This is a genomic window from Stenotrophomonas sp. TWI1149 (assembly GCF_039673155.1).
In the GTDB taxonomy this organism is placed as follows: Bacteria; Pseudomonadota; Gammaproteobacteria; order Xanthomonadales; family Xanthomonadaceae; genus Stenotrophomonas; species Stenotrophomonas maltophilia_AA.
The window spans coordinates 101,221-113,790 of the sequence record NZ_JBDJLB010000011.1 but is presented as its reverse complement, the minus strand read 5'-3'; the positions used below and the strand labels follow the sequence as shown (position 1 = coordinate 113,790).

Annotated in this window: 12 protein-coding genes; 2 read left to right on the top strand and 10 right to left on the bottom strand. The window is 68.5% G+C overall.

Annotated features, from left to right (window positions below; all coding sequences use genetic code 11):
- Window positions 1-5 precede the first annotated feature (5 nt).
- Window positions 6-1,595 (bottom strand): cytochrome ubiquinol oxidase subunit I, encoded by a 1,590-nt coding sequence (locus ABE424_RS13830; protein ID WP_176989428.1) that lies wholly within the window; start codon window positions 1,593-1,595, stop codon window positions 6-8.
- 226 nt (window positions 1,596-1,821) lie between these two features.
- Here ABE424_RS13830 and cydD point away from each other — a divergent pair, with 226 nt between their 5' ends.
- Window positions 1,822-3,552, top strand: coding sequence for a thiol reductant ABC exporter subunit CydD (gene cydD / locus ABE424_RS13825; protein WP_346492321.1), 1,731 nt, complete (start codon window positions 1,822-1,824; stop codon window positions 3,550-3,552).
- Window positions 3,549-5,222: a thiol reductant ABC exporter subunit CydC gene (gene cydC, locus ABE424_RS13820; RefSeq protein WP_346492322.1), complete on the top strand. Its 1,674-nt coding sequence runs from the start codon at window positions 3,549-3,551 to the stop codon at window positions 5,220-5,222. The genes cydD and cydC overlap by 4 nt, the downstream gene beginning before the upstream one ends.
- Window positions 5,223-5,275: 53 nt before the next feature.
- Here the strand turns inward: cydC and ABE424_RS13815 are convergent, their stop codons facing one another.
- From ABE424_RS13815 to ccmC, 9 genes are all read right to left on the bottom strand, one after another.
- Window positions 5,276-5,902 (bottom strand): cold shock and DUF1294 domain-containing protein, encoded by a 627-nt coding sequence (locus tag ABE424_RS13815; RefSeq protein ID WP_346492323.1) that lies wholly within the window; start codon window positions 5,900-5,902, stop codon window positions 5,276-5,278.
- A gap of 8 nt (window positions 5,903-5,910) precedes the next feature.
- Complete coding sequence (locus ABE424_RS13810; RefSeq protein WP_346492324.1) at window positions 5,911-7,023, bottom strand: homoserine O-acetyltransferase; 1,113 nt, start codon at window positions 7,021-7,023, stop codon at window positions 5,911-5,913.
- Window positions 7,024-7,096: 73 nt separating this feature from the next.
- Window positions 7,097-8,113, bottom strand: coding sequence for a tetratricopeptide repeat protein (locus tag ABE424_RS13805; RefSeq protein WP_346492363.1), 1,017 nt, complete (start codon window positions 8,111-8,113; stop codon window positions 7,097-7,099).
- A complete protein-coding gene (locus ABE424_RS13800) occupies window positions 8,107-8,493 on the bottom strand; it encodes a cytochrome c-type biogenesis protein (protein WP_346492364.1) in 387 nt (128 codons plus the stop codon). The genes ABE424_RS13805 and ABE424_RS13800 overlap by 7 nt, the downstream gene beginning before the upstream one ends.
- Before the next feature lie 64 nt (window positions 8,494-8,557).
- Window positions 8,558-9,169 carry a DsbE family thiol:disulfide interchange protein gene (locus ABE424_RS13795; RefSeq protein ID WP_346478185.1) on the bottom strand — a complete coding sequence of 204 codons (612 nt, stop codon included), beginning with the start codon at window positions 9,167-9,169 and terminating at the stop codon, window positions 8,558-8,560.
- A gap of 9 nt (window positions 9,170-9,178) precedes the next feature.
- Window positions 9,179-11,092 carry a heme lyase CcmF/NrfE family subunit gene (locus ABE424_RS13790; protein ID WP_346492325.1) on the bottom strand — a complete coding sequence of 638 codons (1,914 nt, stop codon included), beginning with the start codon at window positions 11,090-11,092 and terminating at the stop codon, window positions 9,179-9,181.
- Window positions 11,093-11,554: a cytochrome c maturation protein CcmE gene (gene ccmE / locus ABE424_RS13785; RefSeq protein WP_123730743.1), complete on the bottom strand. Its 462-nt coding sequence runs from the start codon at window positions 11,552-11,554 to the stop codon at window positions 11,093-11,095.
- Window positions 11,551-11,736, bottom strand: a complete 186-nt coding sequence (ccmD, locus tag ABE424_RS13780; protein ID WP_346492326.1) for a heme exporter protein CcmD — start codon at window positions 11,734-11,736, stop codon at window positions 11,551-11,553. The genes ccmE and ccmD overlap by 4 nt, the downstream gene beginning before the upstream one ends.
- On the bottom strand, window positions 11,733-12,497 hold the full coding sequence (ccmC, locus tag ABE424_RS13775; RefSeq protein WP_346492327.1) for a heme ABC transporter permease CcmC: 765 nt from the start codon (window positions 12,495-12,497) through the stop codon (window positions 11,733-11,735). Before ccmC ends, ccmD begins: the two co-directional genes overlap by 4 nt.
- Between the last annotated feature and the right edge of the window lie 73 nt (window positions 12,498-12,570).

The following is a 12,570-nucleotide window of genomic DNA, read 5'->3' as shown; positions in this document are numbered from 1 at the left end:
CTGCCTTACGCCCGACCGTGGGTCGGCGCAGCGGCATTGGGGGAAAGGGACGTGGCTGCAGCCTGCAGCGACGGCAGGATGTCGTCCGGGCCCTTGCGGATCGCCTTGAGCATCAGCTTCACTTCGATGACCAGCAGCACCGTGTACAGGGCGGTGAATACCGCCAGCGTGGTCAGGATTTCATGCAGGGCCAGGCCCGAGGCGGCGTAGAAGGTCGGCAGCACGCCGTCCACCGCCCACGGCTGGCGACCGTACTCGGCCACGAACCAGCCGCATTCGATCGCGATCCACGGCGCCGGCAGCGACCACAGGGCGAGCTTGAGGAACCAGCGCTTGTCCTGGAAGTTGTGGCGGCACGAGTAGTAGAAGGCCAGCGCGAAGAAGGCGATCAGGTAGAAGCCCAGGCCCGCCATGATGCGGAAGGTCCAGAACAGCGGGGCGACCCGCGGCACGGTATCCATCGCGGCCTTGGAGATTTCTTCCGGGGTCGCGTTGAGGATGTCCTCGCGATAGCGCTTGAGCAGCAGGCCGTGGCCCAGATCCTGCCAATGGCGGTCGAACATCTCGCGCGCTTCGACGTCGTTCTTGTCCTTGCGCACGCGTTCCAGTGCACCGTAAGCCAGCTGGCCACCGCGGATGCGGTTTTCGGCACGCCCCACCAGTTCCAGGATGCCCGGGATCGGCTGGTCCAGCGAACGGGTGGCGATCAGCCCCATCAGGTACGGGATCTTGATCGCGTAATCGTTGGTATGGGTGGTCTGGTTCGGAATGCCGAAGGCGGTGAAGTCGGCCGGGGCACGCTCGGTTTCCCACATCGCTTCGATCGCGGCCAGCTTCATCTTCTGGTGTTCGCTGGCGGCATAACCGCTTTCGTCACCCAGCACCACCACCGACAGCGAGGACAGCAGGCCGAAGGCCGCCGCCACTGCGAAGGAGCGGCGGGCCATGTCCTTGTGCTTGTTGCGCAGAAGGAACAGGGCGCTGATCGACATCACGAACACCGCGCCGGTCACGTAGCCCGCACTGACCGTATGCACGAACTTGGCCTGCGCCACCGGGTTGAACAGCACGGCGGCGAAGTCCACCACCTCCATGCGCATCGTTTCCGGGTTGAAGATCGCGCCGGTCGGGTTCTGCATCCAGCCGTTGGCGATCAGGATCCACACCGCCGAGAGGTTGGTGCCCAGGGCCATCAGCCAGGTCACCGTGAGGTGCTTGACCGGGGTCAGCCGCTTCCAGCCGAAGAAGAACAGACCGATGAAGGTCGCTTCCAGGAAGAACGCCATCAGGCCTTCGATCGCCAGCGGTGCGCCGAAGATGTCACCGACGTAGTGGCTGTAGTACGACCAGTTCATGCCGAACTGGAATTCCATCACGATGCCGGTGGCGACGCCGATGGCGAAGTTGATGCCGAACAGCGTGCCCCAGAACAGCGTCATCTGGCGCCAGACCTGTTTCCGGGTCATGACGTAGACGCTCTCCATGATGGCCACCATGAACGACAGGCCAAGCGTGAGGGGAACGAAAAGGAAGTGGTACATCGCGGTCAGAGCGAATTGCAGCCGCGACAGTTCTACGACTGTCTGATCAATCATGGCCTGGCTACCTCGTGGGTTTTGCCGTTTCAGGTGGCGGGAAGGGGGGTCTACGGGGTGAATTCTGTGACCAGCAACTTCAAACAGCCTTGATTCAGATCAATGTACAAAGACACTCGCGCGGGGATCGTATGCGCTCCCATCCCTGCGACCGCTGGCCGCACGGGGACGGGGCCAGCACCTACTACAATCGACGGAACCTCCCTGTGGCCGCCAGTGACCTGTTTTGAGCATACCCCCCGACGCGCCCCTTGGTGAGACAACCGCCCTGCGCCGACAGCGCCTGCACTGGCTGGGCGGGCTGGCAACGGCCGCGCACGGCAAGCAGCGCCTCGCGGCGATCTGCATCTGCCTGTCCGGCGCATTGCTGATCGGGCAGGCCGCCGCCATCGCCTGGCTGATCCAGGCGGTGCTGGTCGATCATCGCCCGTTGGCCGAGGCCACGCCGGTGCTGCTGGGACTGCTGGCGGTGCTGGGGATCCGCACCCTGCTCGGCAGTGCGACCCAGGCCGCGGCCGGCGATGTCGCCGATGCGGCGCGGCTCGCCCTGCGTGAACGGGTTTATCAGCGACTGCTGGGGCGCGGTCCGCTGTGGCTGCGCCAGCAGCGCACCGGCGAGTTGGGCGAGCTGATGCTGGCGCATTCCGATGCGATTGAGAATTATTACTCCGGCTATCAGCCGGTCCGCATCGAAGTGGTGGTGGTGCCGTTGCTGATCGCCATCGCCGTGGCCTGGACCGACTGGGTGGTCGCGCTGATCCTGCTGTTCACCGCGCCGCTGGTGCCGTTCTTCATGATGCTGGTCGGCTGGGGCGCAGAAGCGGCCGGCCGCGCGCAGCTGGGTGAACTGGCGCGGATGAGCGGTCACTTCGCCGATCGGATCAAGGGACTTGGCCTCCTGCGTCTTTACGGGCGGGGCGAGGCGGAGCTGGACGGCGTGGCGAGCGCGGCAGAAGGCGTACGCGAGCGCACCCTGAAAGTGCTGCGGATCGCCTTCCTCTCTTCGACGGTGCTGGAGTTCTTCGCCTCGGTCAGCGTCGCGATGGTCGCGCTGTACCTGGGCCTGAGCTATCTCGGCCTGATGTCGCTGCATGCGCAGGTGCCGACGCTGGGCGTGGGCATGTTCTGTCTGCTGCTGGCACCGGAGTTCTACGCGCCGCTGCGGCGATTGGCCGCGCACTATCACGACCGCGCCAACGCACTTGCCGCGGCGGCCGAAGTGGAGCGCCTGCTCGGCGAACTGCCTGCCGCCGCCGTTGTCGATGACGCACCGCCCGCCACCGCGCGCGTCCCGGAGCTGCTCGAACAGCACGCGCCGCCGGTGGTCGTACGCGACGTGAGCCTGCGTCCGCTCGGTGCGCACCACGATGTGGTGCAGCACCTGTCGTTCCAGATCGAGCCCGGGCAACGCGTGGCGCTGGTCGGCCCCAGCGGCAGCGGCAAGAGCACGTTGCTGGAAGCACTGGCCGGATGGTTGCCACCCCGCGAGGGCAGCATCGTGCTGCGCCCGGGGCTGGACGTGGGCTATGCCGGGCAGCGCCCGTATCTGTTCCACGGCACGATTGCCGACAACCTGCGCCTGGCCGCGCCCGGTGCCACCGATGCGCATCTGCGCGCCGTGGCCGAAGCCGCCCAGGTGATGCGCTTCGCGGCCGCACTGCCGCAGGGGCTGGACACGGTGATCGGTGAGCGCGGCTTCGGCTTGTCAGGCGGCGAGGCGCGCCGCATCGGTCTGGCCCGGCTGCTGCTGCGTGATCCGCACCTGCTGCTGCTCGACGAGCCGACCGCCTTCCTCGATCCCGCTACAGAAGCCGATCTGCTGCGCACCCTGGCGGCATTCGCACGCGGGCGCAGCGTGGTGATCGCCACCCACAGCGAGACCGCGATGCGCTGGGCCGACACCCGCTTGACCCTGACCGCCGGCGGCGCGCGGCTGGCTTCGGAGGTAACACCATGAAGGCTGCGCACATCGATTCGCTGAAGGGTGTGTTCGCGCGGCATCGCGGCCGCCTGCTGCTGACCGTGCTGCTGCTGTGGACGACGATGCTGGCCGGCACCGCATTGCTGGGGCTGTCCGGTGGTTTCCTGACCGCCGCTGCCTTGGCCGGGGCGGCCGGGCTCGGCAATGGCTTCAACTTCTTCTCGCCCTCGGCGGGCATCCGCGGGCTGACCATGGCGCGGATCGTGTCGCGCTACTTCGAAAAGCTGGTGGGCCACGATGTCACCCTGCGCATCGCGCGTGATCTGCGCGTGTGGTTCTTCCGTCGCGCGCTGCCGCTGGCACCGGCGCGCCTGGCAGGGGTGCGCACCGGTGAGCTGCTGGCGCGGCTGATGTCGGATATCGGCGAGGTCGACGGCCTGCTGGTGCGCGCGATCGGCCCGCTGCTGGCGCTCGGTGGCATCTCGCTGGTCGCGGTGGTGTCGGCCGGCATCATCCATCCGCCCGCGGCCGGTCTGCTGGCGGTGCTCGCCCTGCTGATCGGCATCGGCGTGCCGTGGTTGACCGTGCGCGGCGCCGCCGACCAGGAACGCGACCGCGCGCTGCACCGTGCGCAGCTGCGCACCCAGTCGTTCGAAGGGCTGGAAGGCGCGGCCGATCTCGCCGCGCTGCAGGCCCGCGAGCATTGGAACCAGCGCGTGCTGGTGGCAGCCAAGCAGCTGAAGTCGCGTGACAAACGTCGCCGCTGGCGGCTGATCAGTGGCAACGCACTGCATGGCCTGTGCGCCGCCGGTGGCCTGGTCGGGATGCTGTGGCTGGCACTGCATGCCTTCGAACGCGGCAGCGTGGATGCGGCGCTGGCCGCTGCGCTGGTGTTCCTGACCGTTGCACTGCTGGAGCTGTGGGCCGGCATCGGTCTGGCCTGGCAGTCGTGGTTGTCGGGCCGCGTCGCCGCGGTGCGGCTGGAGGCCATCGTGGACCAGGCGCCGGGCGTGGTGGAAGCCGACGCGCCCGTGGCCGTGCCGTCGGCGCCCGCGACGCTGCGGTTCGATCAGGTGGTGTTCCGCTGGCCCGGCCAGGCGCGCGTGCTGCTGGACCAGGTGCAGTTGCAGCTCGCCCCGGGCGAACGGATCGCGATCCGCGGTGACAGCGGCAGTGGCAAGACCACGCTGTCGTCGCTGCTGCTGCGGCTATGGGATCCGGAGGCCGGCAGCGTGCGTTACGGCGATACCGATATCCGCCGCTTCGCCCAGGCCGACTGGCATCGCCAGATCGCCTGGCTGCCGCAGAACGCGCCCGTGTTCGCCGGCACCGTGGCCGACAACCTGCGGCTCGGCGATGTACAGGCCAGCGACGCGCGCTTGTGGCAGGTGCTCGCGGAGGTTCGTCTGCACGCGTGGGCCGAGCAGATCGGCGGTTTGTCGGCGTGGGTCGGCGAGAACGGCGCGACCATGTCAGCCGGACAGGCACGGCGCCTGGCGCTGGCGCGCGCGCTGCTGCGTGACGCACCGATCCTGCTGCTGGACGAGCCGACCGAAGGCCTGGATGTGGACACCGCGCATGCGTTGTTGCATGACATGGTGGCCGCGCTGGGCAACCGCAGTCTGCTGATGATCACCCACGACGAATTGCCGGAGGGCATCGTGCATCGCAGTCATCGTCTGCGCGATGGGACGCTGGAAGGGTAACGGCGGACGCCATCCATGCCTGGCGAGGAAAGCCATCCACGCATGGGGTGGATCTACCCGAGGAGGCTGCCGTCGTGGATCAGCCATCCCAGGGCCACGAGGTTGATCGCCACTGTCGTCCAGAACACCTGCTGGAAGGAGGCTTTGCGGTTCTTGTGCCGCAACATCGCCTGTGCCATCAACGCACCCGGCCAGCCACCGAGCAGGGCAAGGCCCTGCAAAGTGCTCTCCGGTGTCCGCTGACGATCGTGCTGCGCCGCGGATTTGTCATGCCAGTACCAGGCAAACGTGACCACGCTCAGGGCCAGGTAGATGCCCGGCACCCATGACGGCCAACGTTGCCACATCGCCACGGCAGTGATGCCGGCGAGGAACACCAGCGCGATGGCCGTGCGTGGCAATCTATCCGGCCCCGCGCCGCGCGCTGCGGCCCGCGCGCCAGCATGTGCGCCAGGACGTGCGCCATCTCGGGCCAGCGCAAACCGCACCGCAGTCGCATTGCGGCGCCCCTGCGCATCGGTCTGGACGTCATAGGTGATCACATCGCCCAGCGCCGGCCGCCGATCGCGTGCGGAGAACGCACGGATGTGGACGAAACAGCGCTCGCCACCGCCATGGGGCTGCACGAAGCCGAAGCCGCGCGCGTCGTTCCACTCGCTGATCTTTCCTTGAAGGCGCATGGGTAAACTCAGAGGGAGGACAGGAAGCCGCTGACCGCCGGGCCAAACCGGGCGAAGTCGACCAGGAAGGCATCGTGGCCCTGCGGCGAATCCAGCCCGATGAACTGCGCGTCGGCGCCACCGGCGCGCAGGCCATCGGCGATCTGCTGTTGCTGCTGTACCGGGAACAGGATGTCGGTGTTGGCGCCGATCGCCAGCGCCTTGTCCACCTGGATTTTCGCCAGCCCGGCCATGACGTCGCCGTCGGCATATTCGGCCAGGTCGAACCAGTCCATCGAGCGGCTCAGGTACAGATAGCAGTTGGGATCGAAGAAACGCACGAAGCGGCGGGCGTGGCCTTCCAGGTAGCTTTCCACCTGGAACTCCAGGCCGAACGGATCGTCATCGGCCTGGTCCGAATCCAGGCGCACGCGGCCGAAGCGGCCATCCCATTCCAGTGCGGAGCGGTAGGTGATCACGCCGAGCTTGCGCGCCATGCGCATGCCCGATTCCGGGTAGGCTTGGTCGGTGTAGCGACCGCCATTCCACTGCGGGTCGAGCCGGATCGCCTCGCGTTGCAGCGAGCGGATCGCGATCGAGAACGGCAACGCCTGGGCACTGCCGGAAATATTGATATGGCTGCGCGCGATGCCCGGGTGCAGCAACAGCAATGCCAGCGCGGTCATCCCGCCCATCGAGTTGCCGATCACGCAGGCCAGCTCGGTCACGCCCAATGCGCGCACCACCTCGACCGCTGCGCGTGCGCCATCTTCGATCGAGAGTTCGGGGAAGCGCAGGCCGTACAGCTCCCCGGTGGCCGGGTCGATGCTGGCCGGACCGGTCGAGCCCTTGCAGCTGCCCAGCGAGTTCACGCAGATCACGAACCAGCGATCCGTATCGATCGGCTTGCCCGGGCCGACCATCGCCTCCCACCAGCCGGCGGCCGGATTGTCGGCGTTGGCCGCGGCATGCGCGTCCGGCGACAGCCCGGTCACGATCAACACCGCATTGCCGGCGTCCGCGTCGAGCGTGCCCCAGGTCTCGTAGGCGACATGCGCCTCGCGCAGTGCACCGCCGCGCTTGAACGCGAACGGCGAGGGCAGGGCGTGGTAGCGGGTGCCGGGGGGAATGAATTCAGTCATGCGCGCAGTTTAGCCGGGCGCCGCGATGGCGCCGTGGTGGTGGGCGGCACGCTGCGTCGCGGCCGCGCACCGGTCATGGGCGATCGAACACCAGGGGCACCGGCCCGGCGTGGGGCAGGCGCACCCGTACCGGCGCGGTTTCCACGTCGTCCGGCTGGCGGTTGGCCTGGCCCGAACGCGACAGCCGTGCCAGTACCTCGACCTCCTGCAGCTGCGACAGCGTGCTGGTCGGCATCGGGCTGTCGCCATCGCCGAGCGTGACCAGCAGGGGCAGCCGGCTGGCCGGATGCTTCTGCACTGCGACCGGCATCGGCGGGCCGTCCGGCGCGCGTGCGATCACGAAGACCGTGGCGTTGGCCCAGGCCGGATCCATCGCGGTTCCGGGCGCGAAGCGCACCTGCACGGCGAGGGGGTGGTCGCCCGCCGCGGCAGGGGCAGGCGTTTCCACCCGCGGCGGGAGACCAGCAGCGCCACGTGCGATGGCGATCTGCTCGCGCAACGCACGCGCCGCGCCGGGTTCCAGCGTCGGCAGCAGGGCTTCCCAGGCCTTCGCGGCCTCGGCGTCCTGGCCGCGTTGGCGCAGGGCAATGCCGATCAGCCAGCCGGCGCGCTCGCTCTCCGGCGCCAGCGCGTTCGCATGACGCAGCCATTGCAGGGCCTGGTCATCGAACTGTTTGCCCGGCGCGGCCTGCGCGCGCGCCTGCGCCGCTTCGACCAGGATGCCGGGATCGTCCGGCGCGAGCCGCACCGCGCGGTCGAACGCGGCCGTGGCCTCGGCCAGCTTGCCCAGTGCCAGCTGCGAGCGGCCGAGCAGGGCCCAGCCATCGGCGCGTTGTGGGTCTTTCGCCAGCGCCTGTTGCAGCGCCTGCACGCCATCTTCCAGCGTGGCGGGCGCGTCGCTGGTCGCGGTCCGCTCGGCCGCATCCGGCGTGCCGACCAGCAGGTACAGCGCGCCACCGGCCAATCCCAGCGCCAGCATGGCGATCACGAAGGGGCGGTGCGAACCGCCTGCACGCAGCGGCCGCAGTACGAGTGCAGCAAGGGCGGCCGCGAACACCGCGGCACTCAGGGCCATCCAAAGGCTCACCAGCGTTCCTCGCTCTTGTCCATCGGTTGGATCCCGTGGCTGCGACGGCGCACCACCCAGATCAGCACGCCCGCGCCGATCAGCAGCGCCACCGGCGGGCCGAACCAGAGCAGCGCGTTGCGGGCCTCCATCGGCGGCCGGTACAGCACGAACTCGCCATAGCGGTCGACCAGGAACTGCTTGATCTGTGCATCGCTGTTGCCCTGCTGCATCAGTACCAGCACTTCACGGCGCAGGTCGTGCGCGATCTGTGCATTGGAATCGGCCAGCGACTGGTTCTGGCATTGCACGCAGCGCAGCTCGGCGGCCAACGCATGGAAGCGGGCTTCCTCGGCGGCATCGCGGTACTGCAACGGGGTCGGGTCGGAGACGGCCTGCGCCATGACCGGCGAGGCCAATGCCAGCGCCAGCGCGATCAGCGCCACGCCGACCCGGCGGGTCATCCGGTTACGGCGAGGCCGGCAGCTGCGGCTGGGCATTGGCATGGGCACGCTCCACCTTTTCCAGTTCCGGAATCAGCTGGGTATCGATGACGCGCTGGCTGAGCGCGCCGCTGTACTTCCAGCGCACCACGCCACTGGCGTCGACCAGGAAGGTCTCCGGCGCGGCGGTGACGCCCCAGTCGATCGCGGTGCGGCCTTCGATGTCGCTGAGCACCAGCACGAACGGATTGCCCAGCTGTTCCAGCCAGCGCAGCGCATCGGCCGGCTCGTCCTTCCAGTTGTAGCCGATCACGCGCACGCGCTTGGTTTCGGCGAACCTGGTCAGGATCGGGTGTTCGTCGCGGCAGGCCGCGCACCAGCTGCCCCATACATTGAGCACATAGGGCGCGCCGCGCAGTTCAGTACTGCTGACCTTGATCTGCGGATCGTGCAGCACCGGCAGCTCGAAGGCCGGTGCTGCCTTGCCGATCAGCGCCGAGGGCAGCACGTCGCGGTCCGGCGCGCCGGATTTCATCACCCCGTAGATCATCAGCCCCAGCAGCCCGAAGAAGAACAGCACCCCGATGACGATGGCCACGGGCGGCAGCGGACGGGAGGCAGGGCGGGGATCGGACACGGGGAACTCCTAGGGACGACGGAAACGACGATCGGCGGCGGTGACGAAGCCACCCAGTGCCATCAGCAGCGCGCCCAGCCAGATCCAGCGGACGAACGGTTTGATGTGCACGCGCACGGCCCATGCATTGTTGCCCAGCGACTCGCCGAGTGCCACGTAAACATCGCCGTTGAGGCGGGCGTGGATGCCGGCCTCGGTCATCACCTGTCCGCCACTGGCGTACAGGCGTTTTTCCGGATGCAGCAGGGCCAGTTCGCGGTCGTGCAGGAGCACGCGCAGGTGGCCGCGATCGGCGACGTAGTTCGGGCCCTGTTGATGGTCCACGCCTTCGAAGCGCACTTCATACGTGCCCACCACCAGCGACTGTCCCGGTGCGAGCGCGACTTCGCGCTGCACGTTCAAGGCTTCCACCAGCAGCGCACCGGCCAGGAACACGGCCACGCCACCATGGGCGAGCAGCATGCCGACCATCTCGGCGGTGAACCTGCCGTTGCCGCGCAGGCGGGTCCAGACGAAGCGCCCGGTACCGAACGCGACCCAGGCCGCCCCGGTGACACCGGCGGCGGTCTTCAGTGCCCCCTGGGGCGCCATGAAGTAAGCGATCACACCGAGCAGCAGGGCCAGCCCGGCCCACGGCGCGAGCATCGCCACGCGGCGCGAGGCCTGGTCGCGCTGCCAGTTGACCAGCGGCCCGAACGGCAACAGCGCCACCAGCGGCGCCATCAGCACCACGAACAACGTGCCGAAGTAGGGCGGCCCGACCGAGACCTTGCCCAGCCCGAGCGCGTCGGCCAGCAACGGATACAGCGTGCCGAGCAGGACCATGCCGCAGGCCGCGGCGAGCAGCAGGTTGTTGGCCAGCAGCAGCGTTTCGCGCGAGGTCGGCAGGAAGCCGCGGCGCGGATCCTCGCTGGTCAGTGCGCCGGCCCGCAGCGCATACAGCAGCAGTGCGCCACCGATGACCAGGGCCAGGAAGATCAGGATGAAGGTGCCGCGCGAGGGATCGGCGGCAAACGAATGCACGCTGGTCAGCACGCCCGAGCGCACCAGGAAGGTGCCGAGCAGTGACAGCGCGAACGCCGCGATCGCCAGCAGCAGCGTCCAGCTGGCGAAGCTGCCGCGCTTTTCAGTGACGGCCTGCGAGTGGATCAGCGCCGCGCCGGCCAGCCACGGCATGAAGCTGGCGTTCTCGACCGGATCCCAGAACCACCAGCCGCCCCAGCCCAGTTCGTAATACGCCCACCAGCTGCCCAGCGCGATGCCGAGGGTCAGGAAGCCCCACGCTACGTTGGTCCACGGCCGCGTCCAGCGCAGCCAGCGCGCATCCACGCGGCCTTCCAGCAGGGCGGCGATCGCGAATGCGAACGGCACCGCAAAGCCCACGTACCCGATGTACAGCATCGGCGGATGGATGATCAGCCCGGGATCCTGCAGCAGCGGGTTGAGGTCGCGTCCTTCCAGCGGCGCCGGGATCAGCCGCGCGAACGGATTGGAGGTGAAGATCAGGAAGGCGAGGAAGCCGATGCTGATGATGCCGAGCACCCCGAGCACGCGCGCGGAGACGACGGCGGGCAGGCGCTTGGACCACCGTGCCACCGCGCCGCACCACACCGCCAGCACCAGCGCCCATAACAGCAGCGAGCCTTCGTGCGCGCCCCAGACCGCGGAATAGCGGTACGCCAGTGGCAGCAGCGAGTTCGAATTCTCCGCGACATAGCGCACCGAGAAATCCTGGGTCACGAAGGCCACCGTCAACACGCCGAACGCGCCCAGCAGCAACGCCAGCTGGGCATAGGCGGCCGGACGTGCCACCGCCATCCACGTGGCGCGGTCGCGATGGGCGCCCCACAGCGGCAGCACCGTCTGCAGCAGTGCCATCAGCAAGGCGGTGACCAGCAGGATCTGCCCCAGTTCCGGCAGCACTCAGTACGTCTCCGGTGCCGGCACGGGCACATCGTGTTTGGTATGTGCCTGGCCCATCTTGTCGGCCACTTCCTTGGGCATGTAGGTCTCGTCGTGCTTGGCCAGCACTTCCTCGGCGACGAAGCGACCGTCCTGCAGGCGTCCGGTGGCGACCACGGCGGTGCCCTCGGCGAACAGGTCCGGCAGGATCCGCGAGGTGATCACCGGCAGCGTGGCGTCACCATCGGTGACCACGAAGTGCGCATCCAGCGAGCCGGGCGCGCGCTGCAGTGACCCTTTGACCACCATGCCGCCGAGGCGGAACCGGGCGTGATCGCCGGCATCGCCGCGCAGCACTTCGGAAGGGGTGTAGAGGTAGGCGATATTGCGCTGCAGGGCCATCGCCACCAGCGCGGTCGCCAGGCCGGAGGCGAGCACCAGCAGCATCACCCAGAGCAGGCGGCGACGCCGGACCGGATTCATCGGGTCAGCTCCGGCGCCACTGGCGGTGCGCTGCCCGCAACCGCGCGGGCCTGTTGGCGCTGCTGGCGGCGTGCCGCCAGGCGGCGTGCCCAGCGCAGCCGCAGCCAGGAGCCGAGGGCATCACTGCCCAGCACCAGCACGAACACCGCATAGGCGGCCATCACATAGGGCAGGTGGGTCATGCGCGGCTGTCCTCCAGAGGGGCACGGGTGCCTGCCGCGACCCAGGCCTTGCCGGCCTCGCGCAGCAGGTTGTCGGCGCGGGCCTTGGCCAGCAGCGAGCCGGCGAACCACAGCTTGGTACCGATCACCATCAGCCACAGGGGCAGCGCCATGCTGGCATCCAGGGTGGAGTCGCCGAACAAGCGGATGGTCTGGCCCTGGTGCAGGCTGCCCCACCATTCCACCGAATAGCGGATCACCGGCAGCAGGCTCACCCCGACGATGGACAGCAGGCCGGCCGCGCGCGCGGCGCTGCGACGGTCCTCGATGGCGTAATACAGGCCGATCACACCCAGGTACAGGAGCAGCAGGATCAATTCGGTGGTCATGCGCGGGTCCCAGTCCCACCAGGTGCCCCAGGTCGGCTTGCCCCAGATGCTGCCGGTAAGCAGGGTGATCAGGGTGAAGCCGGCACCGAGCGGGGCGCAGGCCATCGCCAGGATTTCGCAGGTCTTGATCCGCCAGATCAGCGCGATCGCCGCGTACAGCGCCATCAGTGCGAACACGAACAGGCTCATCCACGCGCTGGGCACGTGGATGTAGAGGATGCGGAAGCTGTCCAGCTGCTTGGAATCGGCCGGCACCACCGCCAGCGCCTGCCAGATGCCGACCAGCAGCACCGGCACCGCCGCCAGGTAGAACACCCGCGACCAGCGCGCGGCAAAGCGGTCGAAGGTGGGCGGCGAACCGAGTTGGTGGAACCAGCGGACGATCGGGTGCATGCGGCAGTGGCTATCCAACGAAGGGCGACGATGGAACGGACGTGGAGTGGCTCGGCAACGGGTGACGCGGATG